At 62.7% G+C, this 22518-nt stretch carries 13 protein-coding genes; 4 read left to right on the plus strand and 9 right to left on the minus strand.

Annotated elements, in window-relative coordinates; genetic code table 11:
- Positions 1-238: 238 nt before the first annotated feature.
- Complete coding sequence (locus tag AC1RJ9_RS12650) at positions 239-529, minus strand: hypothetical protein (protein ID WP_235046537.1); 291 nt, start codon at positions 527-529, stop codon at positions 239-241.
- Between the two features lie 158 nt (positions 530-687).
- Here AC1RJ9_RS12650 and AC1RJ9_RS12655 point away from each other — a divergent pair, with 158 nt between their 5' ends.
- The 3 genes from AC1RJ9_RS12655 to AC1RJ9_RS12665 are packed head-to-tail and all read left to right on the plus strand — an operon-like array spanning position 688 to position 4030.
- Entirely contained in the window at positions 688-2253 is a 1566-nt protein-coding gene (locus AC1RJ9_RS12655) for a recombinase family protein (RefSeq protein ID WP_492837238.1), read from the plus strand.
- A 23-nt stretch (positions 2254-2276) separates the two neighbouring features.
- Positions 2277-3131 carry a plasmid partitioning protein RepB C-terminal domain-containing protein gene (locus tag AC1RJ9_RS12660; RefSeq protein WP_492837239.1) on the plus strand — a complete coding sequence of 285 codons (855 nt, stop codon included), beginning with the start codon at positions 2277-2279 and terminating at the stop codon, positions 3129-3131.
- A 2-nt stretch (positions 3132-3133) separates the two neighbouring features.
- The gene (locus AC1RJ9_RS12665) at positions 3134-4030 is read left to right on the plus strand and encodes a plasmid partitioning protein RepB C-terminal domain-containing protein (protein ID WP_492837240.1); all 897 of its coding nucleotides are present in this window, start codon (positions 3134-3136) and stop codon (positions 4028-4030) included.
- A 449-nt stretch (positions 4031-4479) separates the two neighbouring features.
- On the opposite strand, the gene AC1RJ9_RS12670 is transcribed toward AC1RJ9_RS12665, so the two are convergent.
- From AC1RJ9_RS12670 to AC1RJ9_RS12685, 4 genes are all read right to left on the minus strand, one after another.
- Positions 4480-5151, minus strand: coding sequence for a hypothetical protein (locus AC1RJ9_RS12670; RefSeq protein WP_492837241.1), 672 nt, complete (start codon positions 5149-5151; stop codon positions 4480-4482).
- A 37-nt stretch (positions 5152-5188) separates the two neighbouring features.
- Positions 5189-9691 carry an NACHT domain-containing protein gene (locus tag AC1RJ9_RS12675; protein WP_492837242.1) on the minus strand — a complete coding sequence of 1501 codons (4503 nt, stop codon included), beginning with the start codon at positions 9689-9691 and terminating at the stop codon, positions 5189-5191.
- A gap of 100 nt (positions 9692-9791) precedes the next feature.
- A complete protein-coding gene (locus AC1RJ9_RS12680; RefSeq protein ID WP_492837243.1) occupies positions 9792-11657 on the minus strand; it encodes a DUF7380 domain-containing protein in 1866 nt (621 codons plus the stop codon).
- A 77-nt stretch (positions 11658-11734) separates the two neighbouring features.
- Entirely contained in the window at positions 11735-15517 is a 3783-nt protein-coding gene (locus AC1RJ9_RS12685) for a hypothetical protein (protein WP_492837244.1), read from the minus strand.
- Between the two features lie 112 nt (positions 15518-15629).
- Between AC1RJ9_RS12685 and AC1RJ9_RS12690 the strand changes: the two genes are divergently transcribed.
- Positions 15630-16505 carry a hypothetical protein gene (locus tag AC1RJ9_RS12690; RefSeq protein ID WP_492837245.1) on the plus strand — a complete coding sequence of 292 codons (876 nt, stop codon included), beginning with the start codon at positions 15630-15632 and terminating at the stop codon, positions 16503-16505.
- 74 nt (positions 16506-16579) lie between these two features.
- On the opposite strand, the gene AC1RJ9_RS12695 is transcribed toward AC1RJ9_RS12690, so the two are convergent.
- Genes AC1RJ9_RS12695 through AC1RJ9_RS12710 form a run of 4 tightly spaced genes read right to left on the minus strand, consistent with a single transcriptional unit; the run spans position 16580 to position 22373 of the window.
- Positions 16580-18421: a hypothetical protein gene (locus tag AC1RJ9_RS12695; RefSeq protein WP_492837246.1), complete on the minus strand. Its 1842-nt coding sequence runs from the start codon at positions 18419-18421 to the stop codon at positions 16580-16582.
- 15 nt (positions 18422-18436) lie between these two features.
- Positions 18437-19387, minus strand: a complete 951-nt coding sequence (locus tag AC1RJ9_RS12700) for a TniB family NTP-binding protein (RefSeq protein ID WP_492837247.1) — start codon at positions 19385-19387, stop codon at positions 18437-18439.
- Positions 19384-21543 carry a TnsB C-terminal domain-containing protein gene (locus tag AC1RJ9_RS12705; RefSeq protein WP_492837248.1) on the minus strand — a complete coding sequence of 720 codons (2160 nt, stop codon included), beginning with the start codon at positions 21541-21543 and terminating at the stop codon, positions 19384-19386. The genes AC1RJ9_RS12700 and AC1RJ9_RS12705 overlap by 4 nt, the downstream gene beginning before the upstream one ends.
- On the minus strand, positions 21540-22373 hold the full coding sequence (locus tag AC1RJ9_RS12710; protein ID WP_492837249.1) for a TnsA endonuclease N-terminal domain-containing protein: 834 nt from the start codon (positions 22371-22373) through the stop codon (positions 21540-21542). Before AC1RJ9_RS12710 ends, AC1RJ9_RS12705 begins: the two co-directional genes overlap by 4 nt.
- Between the last annotated feature and the right edge of the window lie 145 nt (positions 22374-22518).

Genomic DNA, 22518 nt, shown 5'->3' on the forward strand with positions numbered 1-22518 from the left:
GGCGTGTTTCGTGGCCCAGCGCGCCGATCTCGCGTGCCCAGTAATGTGCGCTGGCGCAAGCTTCCATCGCCACCAGAATAGCCCTTGTCGGGACCACTTAACGCGGTCCGCGTAAGACATTGATTTTTATGAAGAGGCGCAAATCGACAACTTAGGGCCACCACCTAACGCTGGCCCCGAAAGGGATGTCGACAACTTAAGACTGGCCCAAAGCCGACAACGGTTTTCGAAGCGTCGCTCAGTGGACGCGCAGCTCGTCGATGGCGTGGACCAAGGCGTCGAGCTGGTCTCGTAGTCCGAGGATGCCGGCGACGGGCAGCAGCGCCTGGCGGCCAGACAGTTCGAGAACCGTCCCGAACACCGCGTCCGAGTGGCGGACGAGGGCGACGAGGTTCTCGCCGCTCGGGCCGTTGCGCCCCTCGAACCAGTTGCGGACCGTCCGCTCGTTGGCCGCGGTGATGCGCCCGACTTCCTTGCGCGCCGAGGAGGATTCGCCCCACTCGGCCAGCATGGCCATGGCGATCGACACGGCGAACGGCCGGTCATCATGCCCGCTGTCGGCGTGAAAAGATTTTCCTTTTTTGGACTGAAAATTTCGGTCCATTTTCTGAAAAGACATTCACTCACTCCTGCGCCTACGCTGGCTCCAGCAAGACCTTTCGGCTCAAGCCAAGCGTGGTGTGAGTGATGTTGCAGGTGGGTGCGAGCAACGAAGCGGTGAGTGAGCGCAAGATCGTGCGCGCCGCCCAATACGTGCGCATGAGCACTGAACATCAGCGCTACAGCACCAGTAATCAGGAAGACGCCATCGCCCAGTATGCTGGCCGGCGTGGCTTCGAGATCATCCGCACCTACGCTGATGAGGGGAAGAGCGGCCTACGGCTAGATGGCCGCCAGGCGCTCCAACAACTGATCGCCGATGTCCGCGCCGGCGCCGCCGACTTCGAGGCGATCCTGGTCTACGACGTCAGCCGGTGGGGTCGCTTCCAGGACGCCGACGAGAGTGGCTTCTACGAGTACGTCTGCCGCGAAGCCGGCATTTCGGTTCACTATTGCGCCGAGCAGTTCGAGAACGACGGCAGCCTCAGCTCGACGATCATCAAGAGTATGAAGCGGGCGATGGCTGGAGAATACAGCCGCGAGCTCTCGGTCAAGGTCTTCAGCGGCCAATGCCGCCTGATCACTCTAGGCTTTCGGCAAGGCGGCCCCGCTGGGTTTGGCCTACGCCGTCAGCTTGTCGATGAGCACCGCTCGCCCAAGGCCGAACTCTCTCGTGGTGAGCACAAGAGCCTGCAGACCGACCGCGTTGTGCTCCGCCCCGGCCCGCCCGAGGAGGTCGAGGTGGTACGGCGTCTCTATCGGATGTTCGTGCTGCAGCGGCGGTCGGAAAGCGAGATCGCCGCGCTGCTGAACGCCGAGGGCCTGGTCACGGATCTTGGCCGGCCGTGGACGCGGGGCGTCGTCCATCAGATCCTGACCAACGAAAAGTACATCGGCAACAACGTCTACAATCGCGTCTCCTTCAAGCTTAAGGCCAAGCGCGTCACCAATGACCCAGACATGTGGGTGCGCGCCGACGGCGCCTTCGAGGGCATCGTCGAGCCCGACTTCTTCGAGGCGGCCCAGCGGATCATTTTCGATCGCAGTCGTCGGTTCACCGATCAACAGCTCCTGGAGCAGCTATCGGCTCTACTCAGCCAGCGTGGCTGGCTCTCGGGCCTAGTGATCGACGAGATCGAGGACATGCCGTCGAGCTCGACGTTCCGGCATCGCTTCGGCAGCCTAATTCGCGCTTATCAGCTGGTCGGGTTCTCGCCAGCGCGGGACTATCGATACATTGAGACGAACCGCGCGCTGAGAGCTCTGCATCCGGAAGTCGTGGCTGGCGCGATCAACAACATCCGCGCCGCCGGCGCCAGCGTTGAGCGCGACCAGCACACCGACCTTCTGCACATCAACAGCGAGTTCACCGCCTCGCTGGTTATCGTGCGCTGCCAGCTGACGACGGCCGGAAGCCTGCGCTGGAAGGTGCGCCTCGATCAGGGCCTGAGGCCGGACATCACCATCGCGGCCAGAATGGAAGCCGATAATACTACGGTCCGGGACTACTACCTGCTCCCGTGGATCGATCTCGGCGCGGCGCCGAACCTGAAGCTCGCGCCCTACAATCACGTGAGGCTCGACGCCTATCGCTTCGATGATCTCGACGGGTTCGTCGATCTGACCCGGCGCACGGCGCTGCGTGCAGCATGACCGAGCCCCCGCCCGAAGTTCGCATGGTGCCGATCGACGCGATCACGGTGATCAACCCTCGAGTCCGCAACCGGCGGATCTTCCAGGAACTGGTCACCAGCATCGCCCATCTCGGACTTAAAAAGCCCATCACAGTCAGCCAGCGGCCAGGTAAGCCGCGCTACGACTTGGTCTGTGGGCAGGGGCGCCTTGAGGCCTTCATGGCGCTGGGCCAGGCGGAGATCCCCGCGATCATCATCGAGGCGAGCGAAGACGACTGCTTCGTCATGAGTCTGGTCGAGAACCTTGCCCGTCGCCAGCACACACCGCTGGAGCTGGTACGCTCGATCGGCGCCTTGCGCGAGCGCGGCTACGGCTACCAGGAGATCGCCGCGAAGGTCGATTTCAGCACCGAGTACGTCTACGCGATCTGCTACCTGCTCGAGAACGGCGAGGAGAAGCTGATCAACGCTGTCGAGCGCGGCGTCATCCCCCACACCATTGCGATGGAGATCGCGAAGGCCAAGGAGGGCGAGGTGCAGCAGGCCCTTGCCAAGGCCTATGAGGAAAAGGCGATCCCGGGCAACCAGGTGCTAGCGATCCGCCAGATCATCGAGCAGCGCAACGCAAGCGGCAAAGGCTTGCACCAGCGAACCAGTCCGCATCGTGGCCGCGGCCGGGTAACATCGGAGGCGCTGATCCGCGCCTATCAGCGAGAGACCGAGCGGCAACGCCAGCTGGTCAAGCGCGCCTCGCTCACCCAGGGCAGACTGATGTTCGTCACCAATGCCTTGAAGCGATTGCTCGCTGACGACCACTTCGTGACGCTGATGCGGGCCGAGGGTGTCGGCTCGGTCCCGACGGCGTTGGCCGAGCGCATTGGCTACGATCGGGGCTGACGATGCAGGACGAGGTCAAGATCGCCTTCGAAAAGCAGGTCGTGATCTTGTCGCTCAACGACATCCTGCCGTCGAAGATGCTACCGGTCGCGGTCAAGGAGTCGGCGAAGTACCGCCGGATCGCCGCGTCAGTGGCGCAGCTGGGCCTAGTCGAACCGCTCGTTGTCTCACGTGCGAAAGGTGCTGGACCCTTTCTCCTTTTGGACGGGCACGTGCGCTTCAGCGCCCTCCGCGACCAGGGATCTACAGAGGCCCGTTGCCTGATCGCCTCGGACGATGAGGGCTTTACCTACAACAAGCGTGTCAACCGGCTGGCGACGATCCAAGAGCACTACATGATCGTCCGTGCGCTGAAACGCGGCGTCTCCGAAGAGAAGCTGGCCAGGGCGCTGAACGTCGACGTCGGCGTGATCCGCCAGCGGAGAGACCTACTCAATGGCATTAGCGCTGATGTCGCTGAGCTGCTGAAGGACAAGCCCGTTGGCATGCATACATTCAGCAAGCTTCGGAAGATGAAGCCGATCCGTCAGCTCGAAGTGGCCGAACTTATGGTCTCGGCCAACAACTACAGCATCAACTACGCCAAGGCCCTACTCGCGACCACCAAGGCGACAGACCTGCATCGCCCCGAAGACCTGAAGAAGGCGACCGGGCTGACGACAGAGCAAATGGCGCGGTTGGAACGGGAGATGGCTTCCGTCAGCCACGACTACAAAGAACTCGAAGCCTCTTATGGCGACGACATGCTCTTGCTGGTCATCGCTGCGGGGTTTTTGGAGCGGCTGTTGTCCAAACGCGAGGTCGAACGGTTCTTGGCCGTTCGGCACGCCGAGATACTCGAGAACTTCAGATCGATCGTCGCCGCGGCATCACTGGACCAGGTCCAAGCCGCAGCGTGATCCGTAGGATGGGGACCGGGACCCGAAAGCGCCGGGACCGTCGGAGAAGCCGCCGGAGGGGCGGATCAATGGCGGTGGCGGGAATGGCGGCGGCCCCGCTGAAGCCCGCTAGGCCTGCCGTCATATGGCAGGCCGACCCTCTGGGCAGAAGCTACACGACTCAGGACGTAGCGGCGCTACTTGCGTCAAAGGACGACAGCCAAGGCCGCTCGCTCCGCGTCGACACCAACGGCATCGCCTAGCTTTCCGATGACCTTGGAGCGGTAAACAGCCAGGGCGTCGCGCTTCGCTTCGAAACCTGGGATGCTGGGACGGGCTATGTCGGCCCAGCCGCCGCGCAGGATTCAAAGTGAGTGGCCCGGATCGAGAAGGCCCTTCGCGCTAACTGGCCTAATCCGAAATCAAGCTATCTCGACAGCTTCTAAGGCTCGCGCACGAGCTTACCTTGCTTATCCGACTGAAATGGGAGGGAAGCGCGCAAGCTCGATAATGTTCGAGAGCATCGACGGATCAACAATGTGCTCGTGTTCGCAGATCCAATTTGCGCTGTGATCGTTCGGTCCAGAGATGATCGCGGGCGGTGCCGCGGTCGCCTGTAGCAACACGCCCTCCCCGCCGTAGGTGGCGCACAATCCCCTTGCGAAGCGCTCGGCGACGCTGCGGTCCGGCGTCCAATTTAGCCCCAACCGCCCTGCGCCCAGTTCGCTGGAACGCTCGCCGCGATAAACCGTCATCGCTTCGCCGACATAGGCTGGGAAGACGTGACGGAAGGCGCGGACCAAGAGGGTGTCGTCATCGAGCTGCGCGCGATGGCGAAAGCCACGCACCGTCCAGTTCATGTGGAGCGCGGCTCTAAAGCCCCCGGATGGACGCGGGCCGTCCAAGACTGCCTCCAACACCCTGCGATAGGCTTGGCCGTCATCACCGTCGACAACCTCGAACGCATCACTCAAACGATCAACGGGTCCCTCCGCCATCGAAGCGACGAGGTAATCGAACGCCTGGGAGAGCGACATCGGTGGGCGCGGCTCGGAAGGCAAAACGGTGTACCAGAACACCGGGTCATCCCCCGCCGCCTCGCCATAGAACTCGTTCCAGGATTTGGACTTGCGATCGTTCATGGATCAGGCCGGCCGGGCTCGGCGCGAGACCAAGACCTCAATCATCCCCGAACTCTTCGTCCTCGTCATCTTCCAACTCCGCCCCCTCACCATTACGCAGTTTCGCGAGTTGATCAGGGTTCGGCTCATCGAAGCTTTCATACCGCTCAAGGGCAACGAGCTCGTCGCCCTTGGAATGATAGAGACGCGTGTAGGTCTTGCGGCCGCCAAATCCGTCGGAATAGGACGGGCCATAGACGTTCTTCTCGCCAGAGATCGCCCAGATGGCCACGAGTTCTTCGCGCTGAAGATAGCCCAAGAAGCTAGCACGATCGACGAGGGCCGCGCTTCGCCCGGAGAGCGAGACCGACGGGTCCCAGAATTTCACGGTGCCGTCGTCATCGACATATTTGATCGTGGCGCCGTCTGTGAGGCGAAGATTCAGGGCGTCCATCAGCCAACCTGCCGGCAGATGAAGGTTGATGTTCTGTTCGATCGAACCATCGTATCCGCCGCGCTCGGCCGTGTAGTCGGCCACAGTCGGGCGGACGGGGAAGCGGCGCAGTGGGCGTGGAGATCCGCGAGGCCACCAGTCGGTGAACCATTCGGCCTCCTCGTCAGGGTCGGGCCAGTCCCCCGTTCTTATCGCGGCGCGTTCATCGTCGATGCGGAACGCCCAGGGATGTTCGCCCAGATAGCCCCTGTACCCCAGGCTGCGAGCGTCGGGGACGTCGCCGTCGCCTTGGAAATGCTCCTCCTTGATCCTCTTCAGGACCCGAGGGAGATCGGCCTTCTTGACCACCATGCATCCGAGTCTGCGCCAGGCCTCGCGATCCAACAGATCGTCGCCGTCGCGCCAAGTCTCGAACCCCTTCAGGACCAGCCACCGCTGCTGATCTTCTGGGTTGGTCACCTCGATGTTTTCGACACCGTCGAAGAAGTCCTTGTCCGCATGAAGCCAGGCCAATGCGCCATCAACGCTGATCGGCTCGAACACCGGCACCGGTGCCACCCAGAAGCTGGGCGTGTCGAACCGCCGCCACCCATCATCTTCCGTGGCCTGGACCAGCAGCGACGGATCGATGTTTCTCAAGCCCTGGATGTCTTCGGGATTATCCCGGTTTGGTAGCGGGCGAAGGTTGTCGGCCATCCGCGCGCAAAGTTCGTAGAGCGCGAGCCATTGATACTTCTTGCCGATCCGTTCGACGCGGTGGGTGCTGCGATCGTTCGGCACCGCAGCGTCGAAGGCGCCGTGGAGCGCATCCGACCAGCCCAGATCGTGAGCCTTCTTGCAAACCCAGCGGCGCCCCCAGGCCAGACTGAACTCCGCCGGGCCGCCATCTCCTCGCATGGGTGGGCGCTGATACATACCCTCACTTCGCCAATGGCCGGCCTCCGCACTCCAGCGCTCGAAGGCTTCTTCGCCGATGGCGTCGGAAAAGGCCGCCTTGGCCGCCTTTGTGGCGTCGCGTTTCTCGACATAGTTCGTCAGTGCGGCGGCTTTCGCGAGTGCGATCGTGAGGTCGTCATGCGCCGCCAGCATTTGCGGTGTGGCCGTCGATTTGAAGTCGGCAAGCCAGGCCTCCGCGACCTGCTTTGCCGAGGGCACGGGAAAGACATCCCGCCGAACTTGGCTCCAGTCGCCGATGGCGCCGTCCAAAACATAGCGCGCGAAATCTCCGTCGTTGGTCGACGCGGTGATCTGGTCGCGCCCCACGTGGCCACTGGCATGCTCGCGCGTGTAGCTCTTCATCGTCGACTTGGTGACGTATTCGATCGGCCAGGGGCTCAAGTAGGGTGGCTCGGCCGTCTCTGGGTCGAAGTCAGCCGGCATGACGCCGCGGACATTGGCGAACTGGACCAGTCGTCGACCGTGGTCTCGAAGGAGAACGTTCGGCGTCAGGTCGGCTTTGGCGAACAGTTCGGCGTGGAGCGCCAGCGTTACGGCGCAAAGTTCCGTGTCTGACCAGCGCCCCTGCATCGCAGCGCCATAGATGGCGGCCGCCAAACGCTCGACAACGTAGCCGTCGTCCAGGGCCTTGAACCGATCCCAAAGGGAAATCGCCAGCTCCGCCCGATCCGCGAGAACCGCGACCAGGGCCTTGGTCGCTGTATCCCTGATCACGCGGTTCGACGTTGTCAGAAACCAGCAAAGCTGCAGAGCCGTCAGCGTGGCCCTGCCAGGCTCGACCGCGTTCTGATCGGCCGATCGAACCCAGTCCACCAAGTGGGCTGCTCGCGCGCTGCGCGCGATATGGATCGACCACAGAGCGTCACGCTCAGGCATGGCGAGCCGGCGAAGCTCCTCGTCCAGACGCTCCGCATAAGCCAGCTGGGGATCGGTCGACAGGGCGATCAAGGTTTCGAAGCGCAAGGTGGCGCCCCCGACCGTGTCGATCAGCTCCCAGGTGCGCGGCGAGATCGCCGACGGCTCTCGGCTGAGCAGGCTGTCGACAAAGGCCTGGCGCATGAACGCCAGATCCGGCACGCCGGGCGCGTCCTCCAGTTCGACGCCGAACCGCTCGGGAATCTGAACCGCGAGGGCCTGGCAAAGTCCATTGGCGATGAATGAGCGATCGGCTTCCAGCGCCAGGCGAGCCGGCGATCCTGGCGAAAACAACTGCGCGACATCTCCGCCGGCGGGGACACTCTTGGCCAGGAGGTAAGCCGCTACGGCATGGTCCCCCATCCGCTCGAAGGTGAATCTGACGATCTCTTCCTGGTCGACGTCGAAGCCGGGTTCAGAGGAGAGAAGGCCCTCATTCTCGAGCTGGAACAGGAGGTCCTGCTGTACCGATATACCGGGTGTCACGACCTCGGAGATCAGCGAATAGGCCCGGCCGAACGAAATGAAGCCGCGCCCGGTCTCGGCCATTTCCTGAGCGAGTTTGCGAATGGCGGCTTGGGGCAGACTGCGGTTGGGCGCGGCCCCAAGCTGCTCGTTGACACGCCGCACGACCGCGTCGGTGTAGAGCTTGAAAACGGCGGTCACCCCGCCAAGCCCGCCTGCGAGCAGCGCTTGACCATCAAGCTTGAGCGCATCGCAGCAGATGCGGAGAAACAGCGGAAACTCGAACTCTCGAAGCCTGTTGGGCTCTTCGACAAGGCTCACGCCACGTCGTGTGAGGTACTGGCGCGCCTCGTCGATCGTGAAGCCGGTGTGCTCGAGTCGCGGTAGCCGTTCATCATCCAGATCCGCGGGGATCACGAGGGTTTCGTAGGTCGAGCGACACGAGAGGACCACGCAGATCCATTCAAACTGCGCGGCATCGTGGAGCAGGCCCGCCAGGCGGTCCGGCCAGATGGACTGACCGTGCCGTTCGTTCAGGGCATCGATCGCGATCAAGGTGCGGACCCCCGCGGCCTGGCCGGCGGCGTTCAGGGCCCCAAGAAACTGCTTGGCCTGCAGGTGCCTTGGCAGGTCCAACGTCTGCAGGATCGAGCCCCACGGCTCGGCGTCGGGCAACGCGCCGCCGAGGATCATCAGGGCAGGCCGCTCCAGCTCGATCTGATAGTCGCAAGCGTCCGCAAGCAGGTGCGACTTGCCAGAGCCCGCATCGCCGACGACCAGCAACGCTCGGGTTTCCAGATAGTCCCAGTGCCCTGCGTCCAGTTCCTGGGAGACGTCTTGAAGGACCGCCAAGAGGTTTGAGGCGACCTTGGCCTGCGCGGTTGGCCTACCGTCCGGCGCTTCTGACCACACCGCCCGATACCAAGGCAGGACGGCGGAGTAGGTCGCTTGGGCCTGTGTACGCAGGGCCGCCAAAGGAAACGGCGCCCCGCGAGAACCGGCTGCCGAGGCGAGCGCCTTGGCTAGCGCCCCGCACGCCTCCGCGACCTCTGGAGTATGACCAAAGGCCTGCGACAATCGCCTGGATACCCCGTCGCCGAGACTCTCAAGTTCGAGGAAGAAATCAGGATCCAGCGTCGTCGCCAGAATGCTCATGCGGATCGGCAGATCGATGCTGACTTCCGGGCTGTAGCGCCGGCCCAGACTCGTCCGCGTGCGCTCGAACGCGGCCTTGAACCAGTCATGGGTCAACAGCGTCTGATCGAACCAGTAGGCGAGCCGCCCTGCCGCCTTTGGACTGGCGCTCGTCAGGCGTTCGCCAAGCTCGTGCGCGCCCCAGTGATCGATCACGATGGTCCGACCAGCGGTGCTCGCGCGTTGGATTCGCTCGTCCTTCCAGGCCGTCCAGCGCTGTAGCGCCGTCGTGACATCCGCTCGCCGGGAGTCGGCGAAATCGAACGGTATGCAGGCGATGAACCGGGTCATTGCCGGATGCTTCTCGAGCGCCTTGGTCAGGGACTCGTCGAGCGAGCTGATCGCCGCAGCCGTGTCCCAATAGTACTTCACCTGCCAGCCGACTTCCGAGCCGTCGGCCAGGGTCGCGAAGCACTCCACGCCACCGTCGCCGCCACGCCCCTTGCGAACGAAAGCAGAGCGCTCCGCGGCGAGGGCCTCATCACCCGCCAACTGGCAGCAGAGTTCTTCGAAAGCGTCGGCCTTCGTGCCGCGGTGAAGGCGTATGGCGTCGAAATCAATGCTGGGTAGCGTCATCGCTCCAGTTGCAGCGAGGCCAAGCTTCAACGCAAGCGCAACCTTGGCCTTATGTGCTCAAAGCGGTGGCCAAACTCGAGAAGCTGGCGTCACCAGAGCATCAGCACTCAGCGTCGATGGCGGGTGCGATGATCGTTTCCCACTCCCGCATCACGAACAGGCAGGTCAGGCGATACAGAAGCCAACAGCCATAGACGACGCTCGGATCGAAACACCCGGCCGACCCGAGCTGACCGTGAGCCATTTCGTGCCGAAGGCGCGGCCCGGGACGAAGATCAAAGGTGCGCTCAATCTCTGCGGCGATATCGGCTGTGAAGATCGTCTCGAGCTTCGGCCGCATACGCTCGAAGAGACCGCTGAGCGACAAGTCCTCCTCTGTGGCGTCGTTGAAGCGCTTGGCGGGATCCTCGCCGGCCACACTGAGGATGTGACGCATGCACGGCTCCAGCTGAGGAATGAGCAAGTGGGCCGCCGACATCATGTCGCCCTGGACGAGCCGCGCGAAGCCCAGGGCCATGAGCCATTCCTGGTCTCGAGCGACGAACGGTGAGCGGCCGACAATCGGTGCGAAATGCTGGGGGCCGATCGTGAACCGTTGGGAGAGCACCAAACGTGCGGGTTCGATGTAGCCGGTTACGGCTTCCAGCCGACGAAAGACCTCCGACCTTTCGATCGTGTGGGCGTACCAGGCTTCGGATGGGCCCTCGCCTGCGTCGAGGCCTGGAACATGGGCCGCAGTGCGCCCTTTGCCGTCAATCAGCGCCGCGGCCATGGTCGCCATCACCGGAGACCCTTCGATTGACGCTAGGGCCTGGCGCCGGAGGCCTTCAACGGGAGGTGACGTCGCCAGCAGGGCGAACTCCCGAAGAGCCTTGGCGAGGCTCAGGCCCATAAACAGATCGGCGACCTCATCCCTTTCGGCCTCCATGTCCATGTCGACCGGGATCGTCGCCATCTCGTTGAGCGACTTTTGCTGAAGGCGGCGAAGATCCAGCCGCAGTTGTTCAGCGAGCTTGTCGACGTCATCGACATGCAAAAGCGCCTGCAGCGCATCCATCACCCAGGACGCTTCGGCGCCGGCGGTGCTGACTTCGGCGCGCATGGCCAAGATCTGGTCCACGGCGCGGAGCTGACAGCGCCGTTTGGCCTCTTGGTCGCCGTGCTGATCGAAGAGATGAGCCGCCAGGTCCCAGAGGATCTTGGCCGCCATGGGGTAGGGCTTTTCCACGGGCGCCGATGCAACGGCTTCAGCGTCGCTCGCCACGGCGATCGGATCGAAGAACTCGTAGTTCAGGCCAAGAAGGGCGGCCTCCTTGAAGGGCACGTAGGCGGAGTCAGCTGCGCGGGCGGCGTCATACAGGCGCTGCAGAACGGGCAGCATCTGGACAGGCCGCTCACGCTTCTTGGTGACGGCCCGCGCGATCTGGAGACCCCGGCGCACCTTTTCCAAGGCCGCCATGAGATTTGCGTTCGGCAATTCGAACTGCGGTCTCAGCGTTCCGTCCATGAGGCCATCGGCACAAGCCTGATAGGCCTCGATGGCGGTATCGGCCATGGCGCGTCGTGTCCGATCATTCGACCAAACGACGTCACAGAGACGCGCCTTGAGGCCAGAGTGGGTGGCCAATGCCGCCACCTGCGCGAGCACCTCGACGAGAGGCTTTCCCAGATCGGAAGGGGTCACGGTTCGCCCCTGAAGATTCATGACGCGACTTCCCCACACGTCGGCGGGGTCCGTCGTCCGAAGCGGCAGGTCACAGAGAACTCGAAGGAGTTCAAAGACCTGCGCCTCGATCGCCGCGCCCGTCCCTAGCGCTCGCGATTGGGCCACGCCGAACGCCTCGGCCAAGGCGTAGGAATCGACGCGCTCGAGACTAGCGAGTGGGGCCTCGAAGCTGGCGGCCGTGAAATCCTCCAGGGCGAGAAGCCGGGGTTCTTCAGAACCGGATTGGCTCTCATCGGTCATGGCGCCCTTTCCCGTTTGACAAATATTGCCGGCTGGGCCTCGTGACCAGCGCGTCGGCAGGCATGAGCGACATAGCCCTAGTCCGGCGCGGCACGACGCAACGCGGCGCGCTCCTCTTCTCTCGCAATAGAAGACTCGCACGATCGCGCGAGCTGTTCGAACACGGTTCCAAGACGCGGCGCATCGAGCTCGACCCGTCGACGCCACCCGCGAAACTTCTCCGCACGAAGCCGCTCGGCATCGCCTCCGGTATCCGTCGCCCACACCGCCGTTCGGCGGTTGATGATCCCGAAGTAGAGCCCTTGAGCAAACGACTCATCGGCCCAGCACTCAAGAACGGGCGCAAGCGCTGGGCTTGGCCAAAGACCGTCTTCTTCAATCCGGGTCCGGCCGACAAGTTCGCCAATGACCCTTAGACCGTTCTGTACGCGACCGACCTCATCGAGTTCGCTGACAGCCTTCGTCATCCACGCGTCGAAGAGGATCGGATCGACCGCGCCGGCCTCATCAGTGGCCGGTCCGCGACGGCAGTGCTCAAGGATGCTCCACCAATGTTGGACACGCCACGCTCTGAACTCACCGTCCTCATCCGACTTGGCTTCTGGAGCGCGATCATCACGAAGATAGGCGCCTTCAACCGCCTGCACGATCAAGGCCGGATCGTCGGCGACGAGGTTCGACAGCGCCCGCAGTCCCCGCTTGGTGTCCTGGAGGTGGCGGCAATAGAAGAATTCCAGCTGGACGATCTTGTCGCCGACGCGGTCGGGAAACCGGTCGAGAACATCGAACAGGTCCTCAACGTCGTGTCCCGAGACGGGCGCGTCTTCGTCCGGCGGCCCGGGCACCAAGGCCAGCTGCGTGAGAATATCGACGACCAGTTCCGGCTCCAGTTGCGCGGCGTAGAGCTCTCCTCGGGCAAAGGCGGCGCGCGCGCGACCGACGTTCAGAAGCTCGCGACAAAGCCTGTTCAAGACGACAGGGTCGTCTCGGACGTAGGCGTTAATATTGCGCCAGTAGGTCTCGCGATCATCCTCCTCCATCTGATCGACGAGCGTCCAAACGTCGGTGTCGGGGAGGGTCGCCAACAGCAGCGGCGCGGGCGACAGGCCTTTGCTCTGCCAGGCCGTCATACGTTGCCTTAGCAGGGCGAGTCGGTCGACGGGATCGAGCTGAGCCAGTAGGCCCGTGACAAATTCTTGGCGTTTAGGCCAATCATCCAGACTCGGATCAAGGAGAAGGTCGGTGACCGCGCCAACATCCAGTTCAGGCAAGTCTTTGTAGGCGTGATGGGCCAAGGCCCACGGCGACCCGACCGCACGCGCGAACGTCGCGAGGCGGGCTAGCCCTCCCTCCTTCCAAACCTCCTGGACCGCCGCGGCTTGGGCGAGCGCGACACGCGCCTCACGGGACCGATGGTCCGCCTCGTCCTCATCGTCGTCTTCATCCTCGAACCGGACCCAGCCGGTGGCAAATAGCCACTTGTGCCTTTCGATCAGATCGCGCGGCTGCAGAAGGTCGTAGACGACGCGCGCGCGAGGGTCCCAATGCGCGTTGCCGCGAGGCCGGGGTTGGGGCTTGAGCCGCCAGAAGGCGCAACGACGAATTTCCGCGCGCGCAGCGGCGCGATCAGCATCGGTCGCCGTTTGGCCCCAAGCCGTCACGACATCCCAAAGACGTTCGAGTTCCTCGCCGTCGAAGCACGGGCTCTTTTCCGCGAGCTGCTTGACGGCTTCGCACGAGAGGTCCGTGCGCCCGAGGACGACGTCGTAAGCCCTGCGCGCCAGTTCAGGCCTACGTGATTCCTGACCATGGCCGAGGGCCTCACGGCGATAGCGCGGTTTGACGTTGTAGAAGCCGTGACCAAAGCGCTGGTCGATGATGCCGAGCGCCAAGGTCCAGGCCACGTCGGGAAAATCCCGATCCAACACGCCCAAAACCCGCACCTGGAGGTCTTCGGGCGCCGAGGTTTGCGGGACCCACGGATGAAGAAGCGTCGCCAACGAGCGGATCGGCCCGCTGGCAAGGTTGTCGTTCAATGGCCGTTTGCCGAGGGTCGCCAAAATTCTCGCAACCCGACCGAAACGATCTGGCGACCAGGCCAGCCGCTCCAGCGCCCAAAGCAGACCGGTCCGGTAGTCGAGTCCATTCTGCGCCGTCACCGGCTTGATCAAGCGCCAAACGCCGCGGTCTTCGATCTCTCCGGTCGCGTCGAGGTCGCGCTCCACGGCTGCCAGGAAAGAGTCCGGGGCCGCTTCGGCGAGGGCTGGGAGCACATCTCGGGCATGGAGCCAGATCGCTGGGTCGTCGACTTCGAAGATGCGACGGACCAGGCGCTCGATTGGCCAAACCGCATCGCGACGACCGATCAAGGCTTCACCTTCCACCGCAAGGAAGACGAGGCTGTCGGCGAGATTGCTGCGCATACGACCGCTGTGAGGGCGATCCTTCCCATAAATGTTAGCCGCCCAGCGCTTGTCCTCATCCAGCGTCAAGGCCGGGTCTGGCTGGGTGAAGACATCGAAAGCCAGTTCGGCGAGCCGGTCGATATCCGTCGCCGTGAGGCCCGCGCGAAGGGCGTTGAACGCGTCTGGCCGCGATATGATTCCGCCGGCTCCACCGACTGAAAAGATCGGCGCGTCTTCCATCGTCGCGAACGTCTTGATCGCGACTTCCATCTCCTCGTCCGTGCGACCGGAGAACTCCGACAGCACACGACGATCGCCGGGGTTATCCCAATACCAGCCGCCAGCGAGCGCCAACGCCAGCAGGGGTCGGATCAGGGCCGGCGTATCGGCCCACACCGGCAGACGCACGGACCGAACCTCGGCGAGCCGGCGGCGGATAATGGAAATCCGTCGGCCGGTCTCGTCATCCAGCCGCTCTTGCGCTTCACGGCTCAACGCCAAGGCCTCGCTCAGGCGGCGAAACGCCTCCCAGGTCAGCGGCTCGACCACCGCTCCGGCGGCGCGATCGGGATTGGACTTGTCGCTCGCGACAAGGACCTTGGCGCGGCCGGTGAGCCCGCCGAGCTGTGCTTGGACGTCGGCGCCCAAAGCCAGGATCGTCAAAGGGCCGTCGAGGCTCTTGAGGATCTGAAGACCAGCCGGCGTTCTGGCCACCACCGCGCGTTGGGCCGCTGAGCCGGCGATGTCACCGGCAATCATCAGGCGGGCGGCGAAGGCCGCGGCTTCGCTTCGGGTGTCCGCGGCGACATCGAGGATGGCCCGTTCGCCACTGCGGAAGAAGCTTTCGATCTGGCCGCGGTTTTCCTCTACCGCTTCGTCGAAAATCGAGAGGGGCAGCGGCGTCTTGCAGACATTCGCCCACTCGTCCCAGAGATCTTCGGGCGCGGCCAGGTCGCTCGTCGACCGACCCAGCCGGCCTTGCATCCAAACCAAGGCGGCGGGTGCCTGCTCCAGCCACTGCACAAGGGTTTCGGCGTCATAGACCTGGACGTCCTTCCACGCTCCCTCGGCTAGTCGCGCCGCTCGCCAGGCTGCTTTCCGCGGCCAACGGCGGGCCGTGACAAAGACAAAGGTCGATTGGGCCCGAACCTCGGGCGGCGTGGTCGGCGTGCGCTTGTCGTAGTCTTCCGAGGCCTTACCCGGAAGCGCCTTGCGGTCCTTGCAGGAAAGCTCCCAGAACGAGGTCCCATCCGGGACGAAAGCGTCACTCCCGGTCGCTTGGACCTCGCCGTCCCAACCCTCGTCATTGGTGCTGTCATAACCCGGGATATCGACCCGATGGAGATCGAGCGTCCGCGCGTGAACCAAGCGCCGTAACAGCACAGGCAGTTCGGCTCGGGCGGTCAGACGAGCGGCCCAGGCGTCGAGGTCGAGCGCGGTGATCGGCAACATCATCTTCAATTTGCGGCCCGACGTGAGTCGAGTCGACGGCGATTAGATCAGCACGACGCCGCAGGCTAAGGTGACAGTGGTCGCGCTTGGGCGAAATCGGAGCCAACGTTTCGGAATGCACCACGAACTTTTCAGCGCTGACGGCCCGCTGTGGAAAATCCTCTTCCTGGCGTGGCCTCCGGTCATTTTCGTCGTCTTGCTGAAGCTCTTTCCGGATTTCGCCAGCAAGGCAGTCTTGTCGGTTCTTGAACAACGTCATCGGCGCAGCCTGACCCAGTACAAGGACATGCTTGACCGGGATACGGCGACGATCGTCGAGAGGACCAAGGGCCAGATCCAAGCCGATCACAGCACCCTCAAGGCGACCATGGATTTCATGGCCGCAAGCCAGTCCCGGCTCCGCGAGCATACGATTGGCGCCGTGCAGGTCCTGTGGTCCGAAGTTCTAACCCTTCGAGATGTCCACGCGAACCTGGCAACCTTCGAGACGATGTTCCTCGACGATGAGATCGCTGAGGCGTTCAGCGAACGAGACGACGCGTTCATTCTCGGTTGGGTCGCGCCTTACGCTGATGAAGACAAGATCGTGCAGCGCAATGTGGAAATGACGACCCTCGAAGCCGAAAAGCATCGCCCTTTCTGCGGCGACCGGCTTTGGCTGATCTTCGTCGTCCTGCGCAGCGTCTATTTCCGATCGGCCATACTCGTCAGCTGGGCGTTCAAGAAGGGCGTCTACACCCGCATGCTGGACGACACAGGGATCCAGCAGCTGCTTAGTGGGGTCGTCGCGCCGGCAGACGTGGCGGCCTTGAGGCAGGATCGCGCGCGCGGCTTCAACCAAATGCTTGGTCGCCTCGAAGCCATGTTTCTTGAGGAAGCGGCGCGAGTGATGAGCGGGTCGGAGGCCTTCGCAGCCTCGCTAATCGACCTCTCGGCCGGCCTGCAGATCCGCGAGAAGACCTCTTTTGACGGCAGGCGTTCTGCGGGCTAGGCCAGAAACAACCTGCCGTTCCCAAAGTCCGCGATGAGTCAGGTTCGCCTACCGGGCGTTATCAGAAGCCGCGACTATGCGGCCCGCTTCAAGGCCCACGCTTCCACTAGGTCGGCAAACGCCACCATCGCCGCGGCCCGATCCCAAATGCCAACACGCGGCCACAGCCTGGGCAGACCGCGCGCCGCAGCGAGCATACTGACGTCATAGGCGTCACTATTGGTTAGCCTGCCGATCTCCCGAGTGCTGATGAACTTTTCAGCGGCATCCCGAACGCTGGCGTCGGAAACACCCGTCCCACAACGTGTCAGCGCCCCCTCTTTGATCAGGATCTGCATGTCGCGAGGGTTCATGGAGAGCCTCGCCTCAGCATCCTTCAACCGGACCGCCGTCGACCGCGACAAGGCGCAAGGTGAAAGATCCACGGCCCCCTGGGCGATGGCCTCGGCGTCCGTTGGGTGAAGCAAAAGCGCGTCGAGGCGAAGCGAAGATCTACAGGTTGTCGATAATCCATGCTCAAGCTTATCGTTGAGGTCGTTCCAAAACAGGTTCGCCCAAAGGTGATCACCTCCGCCAAGGCCATCGAGCAGAGGCTTGGCGGCTATCCTCGGGCCAGTTGACCCGGCTTTTGATCTGTTCTGCACCTTGGCGAGCATTTGGCTAAGCAAGGTGCGCGCGTGCAGTGATTTGAGCTGTATCTCGCTGTAGATGGCAGGAAACGCCGCATGGTCGAGCGCCTCCAGCACCCCCATGCCGACAAGGTCGAGCAGGACAGACTTTGGAATTTTGTATTCCGCGCTAATGCTCGAAATCGACGCCCGATCGTTCGCTAAGATTGCGACTGAATCTGCGGTGATGAGATCATGCTGCCTCTGTTTTGCGGTGCAGCCGGCGCTAAAGACCTCGAGGTGCCCTAGCTGAATAAGGCTGCGCACCGCAGATCGCTCGATCCGCAAGCGGGCGGCGGCCGTCGTCACCGACAGAAACTTTCCACTGCGTGTTGGCGCTAGGTGATGCTCAGGGTCCAGAAAGTTCCGTAATGTTTCGGCCCCTGCCGGACTGAGTCCATCGAGCCACCTCCTCACCTCTGCAGTGAACGGATGATAGAGAACAGGCTTACGGCGTCCTGACATGATCGACTGGATGAAGTCGGGGTCCCTCAGACTCGTGACGCCGGCAATCCATGCCTGCGGATAGCCGGCGCTGGCAGGACGTGCCGGACGGGCATTCACGGCAAGGGCGCCACGTCCGAGCACGTGGACGACATCCATTAGATCCTTGGCAGAAAGGTTGGCCAGATCAGGAGGAAACGGTGCCTTCGCGCGATCTACGACCACCCTGTCTCGGCTCAGTAGGTCTGGTAGAATCTGCGCGATGTCGCGATCACACACTCGGATCTTCGCCGTTCGAGTCTGCCGCAGGTCGTGCCCACATGATCCGCAATGGAAGATCGAACGGGTCGTCCAGTTCAGCTTAAGGCCACACTCCTCGTTCGGACAGGCATCGATCAGCAAATCCCAGTTCGTTGGGCAGAAGGTAAGAGGGCGGATCGCCCAGTCACATTGATCGGCATCGGACTTGCGAAGTCCCGTTGGCGAAACGCGTCGGCTCGAACGCAATAGTTCGTGGGCGCTGATGATCCGCCCGCCGATCGCCAAGGCCTCCCCTCCCGCCGGCCTGGCGACGAGAGGGGCAATCGCTTCCACAGGTTGCCGATAGACCCGGCTAAGGACCTCCGGGTCTAGCTCCCACAGCCCTTTGATCTGGCGGCCACTTCGCAGCGTTGAGAGCAATTCCAAAGGGCGTGAATGAAGATTATGGGCGCCGACGCGAAATGCGTAGCTGAGGATCGTCTCGCCCTCCAATGGGGCGAGCGCAAATCGCACCTGCGGAAGAGTGGCAGTTAGTCGCTTCATGGCGCGCCCCCTCTCCTAGCGCCGAAAAGGATTTCGGGACGCGAAGCTCTGGGGAATTGCCCATTGCTCAACGGCGGCTGAGATGTCGTCCACCTCAAAGCTTACGGCTCCCCGGCGCAACGCGATCTCGACAGCGACTTCGAACAGCCGCGAGACGCGTCCGATCACGCCGTCGGTGACCTCCATGAGGCCGCCTAAGACTTCAGGCCGCACCAAGGTGATCGGCGCCGGGAAGAGCTGCTTTTTCTCCATCTCGTGACAAAGCGCCGCGACGAAGCTGGCAAATAGTGACCGCTCTTCAGCCTTGGCGACATCCAGCTTTGGCATGTCGAAGGGCGCGATGAGGCGTCCGTTGAGTTGAAGGTTCGACGCGAAGAGAGGCAGGGCGTCCTCGGTGCCCAAAAACGCGATTGGAGCCACGCCGGCGTCGAGAAACGACTTAAGGGCGTCGGTGACGTCAATTTTCGCGCTGCTGCGGTAGGTGAGGTGCTGGATTTCGTCGATGATCAGCAACTCCACGCCAAGACGACGCATGTAATTCACAGCCCGGGACTGAAGAGCTTGTTCGGTGCCCTTCTCCGCAATGGGGTCCTCGAGAGCTTGAAGGATCTGCACCATCAGTCGCCGACTTGTGGTCGCGCTGTTCAGCGGCAGCAGAAGTACAGGCACGTGTTCGCTGGACGGCGGAGCGCCGCTTTCGACCAAGCGCTTGTAAATCCTTGCTGCAGTCGATTTTCCTGACCCCGTCGGAGCCAGTACTCGCAGACCCATCTGCGGTTCGCCGCGCGAGTGACGACCTAGGGCTTGAAGGTAGTTCAGACGGTCGTGAAGCTCCAATTGGCGCGGGTACTGGATCACGATCGAGCGGAATAGCGCGATCTTCTGAGCGACCTCTGTGTTGCTCGTGGTTAGCGTGGCGATCCCCGCGAGATCGGCCTCCGTGAAAGCGTTCTGATGGAAGGTCATTTGAAGGCCTTGAGTTGGGTGATCTCGAACTCGCCGAACAGCAGGTCGGCGACGATTGACGGCGCTTTGGGGAGAGCTTTGCGTTTCTTTGAGTTGCCCTTCCCGCCGCGCGGGGGACGCGACGATGTGGCGCCGCCGTCAGTGCGGTGGGGTGCGAGCGCGTCGTGCTCGATGACGTGCGCCTGCCCTTCATGACTTGAGCCGGCGAATGCCAGGGTCACCCCGTGAGCCACTAGGCTCTGGACGGTCGGCGACTGGGCCAACCGTGCGACCGTCCGCCGGTTCTTGTTGCCCCGGCCAGGAATGAGGTCTTCGATTCGCTGGCTCAGCTCGGCACGGCGCCGTAGACGATCCGTACGGCTGGAGAAGGCCTCGTTACGCTGAGCGGCGAACTCTCGGATGAGTTCATGCTGCTTTTTCGAAAGCCCCTCGGCGTATTCAGGCTCAGTACAGGGAAGCGTGTCGTAGCGCTTACGGCGCTCATTCCAGACATGGATCTCGCCGAGATTGGCGGGGTTATATTTGACCTTGACGGTATGCGAGCGGGCGCCGTTTCCGGCCCCACGTTGCGGGGCAATACCGGCGAGATCGTTCAGCAGCTGCGATGTCGCACCACGCTCGTGGTATTGCAGACCTAGGAACTCAATCCCCGCCCGCGTAAGCCTGCGATTTGGCTCCATCGCGCCGGCCATCTTGTCCAGCTGGCGCACGTCGGCGATCACGTCAATTCCGTAAGCCTTTGCATCCTGCTCCCATAGTTGAAGAGGACATGCGTCAATGCCGTCGTGTATGTCCTGATGATAAAGATCAAGTACTTCCCAGATCAGCTCTTCAAGTTGCTCTAGGGTCAGAACCGCTTCGGCTGCGGGGTCGATCTCGAGGTCGTTCAGGGCTTGAGGATTTAGAGTTGAGCCTGGCAGCTTGTGAAGCAGGCGGTCATCGATGGTCCTGAAGAAGCGCTCGATCACCGCCTTATAGGTGGGAGATTTTACAGGGGCCCAACGGATCGAGAACCCGCAGTCGGCGCCGGCGTCCTCGAAGGATGTGCCAACCAGCTCTAGGCCGTTGTCGACAACGATCTCGTCGAAGCGGCCGAAAATATTGGCGAGGGCAGGCCGACGCGAAGCCGTGCCAAACAGGTGGATCTTCGGCGAATTCGCCCGCTTGATGCACTCGGTAACGGAGTAGAGCGAGGGTGGCTCAAACGTAATCACGAAGCCCACGATGCAGCGGGTATAGACATCGATGATCGCCGTCAGCCAAGGCCGTCCCATCGGCAAACGCTGCTTCAGATCGATCACGACCACATTGTCCAAGAGCTTGTGGTCAAGGCAGCCGAGCTCAAGGAAACGAGTGGCGCGCAGCCCTTCCCCGCAGCCCTCAAACCGCGACTTCGCCAGCTTCTTTCCGTAGCGGGCCTTATAGGTATCGAAGCACTCCAACTTCCGCACCAGCTTGCGGAACGTCTCCGTCGACGGCCGAGGCAACGCGCCGTCCCGTCCGACATCGAGTTCGCCCAGCGTTTTGTCCAGACGGGCATAGGCGTCTGCGATGCTGACAGAGCGGTCCGCCCAATAAAGGAGGGCGAAGGCGTTCATCTGATCATGAACGACCTTAGGTAGGCGCTGACTCCGCTCTACCCGGCCGCTCTGCGACATCATCTGCCGAAAGGGCCGATCACCAGGCGATCCACGCTCCTTCAGCCAACGGCTTACAGTCCGCGGCCGAGGTCTAGCGTTGAGATCCAGCACTTCCTGGGGAGCATCTTTCCAAATTGAGTGGAGTTCACGGGCAAGCGCGCGCCGGCCGAGGTTGCTGGCGCCCAGCTTGTCCAGGGCGCCGACGACGAAACGGCGTAAGATGGCGAACTTGTCCTTGCGACGGATTTCCTCGGCGTCGACCTCGCGCGCCTGGGCGAGCTTACGAACCGCAGCCTCCTTCAAGGTCGGGACGCGGATCAGATCGCCACGCGCATATGCTGCGAGCGCCCAGTTATCGGTCGGCGGCACTCTGGCGCCGTCGTCTTGATCGATCAGTAGCGGCGTCAACGTTCTGAGATCGAGGAAATGGAGCAGCCCCTCTCCGAGGTGACCCACGAACTTCACCTCAGTCTTGCGGTAAAGCCACGTCTGGTCGGGCTTGAAATGGATGGTCATTGGGCGGCCTCCAGCGGGGGGACGTTGCGCTCAAGGCTGACGACGGGGCTGTCGTTGGAAAGAGGCAGGCGCAGATCGATATGAATCTGACGCCCGACCATCATCGCGCAGAGCTGCTTGCGGCCAGTCCTTGGGTCGCCGAGTAGCTCGGAAAGGCGGCCAAGCGCCTCCGGTGCATCCCCTCTTGTCGCCAAGAACTCTTGCACCACGGATGTTTCGCGGGCCCCGTAAATGGCGAACCTGTTCTGCTGAACGAAACTGACGTTCCGATTGGCGACAGATCGTGCGCGAAGTGGTCGGCCATAGATGACTCGGAACGCCCAACCAGTTGCCTGGCAGATGGCCTCAACCCACCGGAGCTTGAGCGCATAGTCCGGATCGCGCAGTGCGCGGCTATCCGACTTCAGCTCCACAACTTCGATACGGCCATTTCCGAGCAGCCTGGCGCAGTCGGGGACGTAGGTTCGCTTTACGCCGTCGGCGACGAATTCGAAACGACAGGGCTGACTGAAGTAGTCGGCGACAGATGTGTCGACTTCGGAGTGCTGGAAGAAGGCATGCTCGTTCATGCTCTCGTGCACAAGCGATCGGCCAGCCTTGCGGCTTTGGTAGACCCCTGTGACTTGAGCCTTTCGCCCGGTGATCGGATTTCGGATCGGTCGCCCATCCGGCGTCATCACGACGGTGGCGCCACTGTTGATGGCGCTCCAGCTGGCAGCCGTCTCCGGCCGCCGAAGACTGGCTTGCATAGCCAGATAGGTGGAGGACTTTTCGTCGAGCGCGCGTGCGCTCATACGGTGCGCCTGCGCACCTAGGGGATTGTTTCGCATTTCTAGCCTCGTCTTTGGGTTTTGATTTCAAAGGTCGAGGCGGATAGCCGCGCGCCATCGCGACCGGGCAGCACGCTGCCCGATTGACTTTTGGCCGGCACGAGGGGAAAATCTGAAGGTCTGCTGAAGACATTCGGAAATTCCG

The organism is Caulobacter sp. GW822-FHT07D08, assembly GCF_058798735.1.

What these genes read in the sequence shown, in the direction of transcription:
- AC1RJ9_RS12655 (WP_492837238.1), top strand. Translation starts at nt 688, where the DNA reads ATGTTGCAGGTGGGTGCGAGCAACGAAGCGGTGAGTGAGCGCAAGATC.
- AC1RJ9_RS12660 (WP_492837239.1), top strand. Translation starts at nt 2,277, where the DNA reads ATGGTGCCGATCGACGCGATCACGGTGATCAACCCTCGAGTCCGCAAC.
- AC1RJ9_RS12665 (WP_492837240.1), top strand. Translation starts at nt 3,134, where the DNA reads ATGCAGGACGAGGTCAAGATCGCCTTCGAAAAGCAGGTCGTGATCTTG.
- AC1RJ9_RS12670 (WP_492837241.1), bottom strand. Translation starts at nt 5,151, where the DNA reads ATGAACGATCGCAAGTCCAAATCCTGGAACGAGTTCTATGGCGAGGCG.
- AC1RJ9_RS12675 (WP_492837242.1), bottom strand. Translation starts at nt 9,691, where the DNA reads ATGACGCTACCCAGCATTGATTTCGACGCCATACGCCTTCACCGCGGC.
- AC1RJ9_RS12680 (WP_492837243.1), bottom strand. Translation starts at nt 11,657, where the DNA reads ATGACCGATGAGAGCCAATCCGGTTCTGAAGAACCCCGGCTTCTCGCC.
- AC1RJ9_RS12685 (WP_492837244.1), bottom strand. Translation starts at nt 15,517, where the DNA reads ATGATGTTGCCGATCACCGCGCTCGACCTCGACGCCTGGGCCGCTCGT.
- AC1RJ9_RS12690 (WP_492837245.1), top strand. Translation starts at nt 15,630, where the DNA reads ATGCACCACGAACTTTTCAGCGCTGACGGCCCGCTGTGGAAAATCCTC.
- AC1RJ9_RS12695 (WP_492837246.1), bottom strand. Translation starts at nt 18,421, where the DNA reads ATGAAGCGACTAACTGCCACTCTTCCGCAGGTGCGATTTGCGCTCGCC.
- AC1RJ9_RS12700 (WP_492837247.1), bottom strand. Translation starts at nt 19,387, where the DNA reads ATGACCTTCCATCAGAACGCTTTCACGGAGGCCGATCTCGCGGGGATC.
- AC1RJ9_RS12705 (WP_492837248.1), bottom strand. Translation starts at nt 21,543, where the DNA reads ATGACCATCCATTTCAAGCCCGACCAGACGTGGCTTTACCGCAAGACT.
- AC1RJ9_RS12710 (WP_492837249.1), bottom strand. Translation starts at nt 22,373, where the DNA reads ATGCGAAACAATCCCCTAGGTGCGCAGGCGCACCGTATGAGCGCACGC.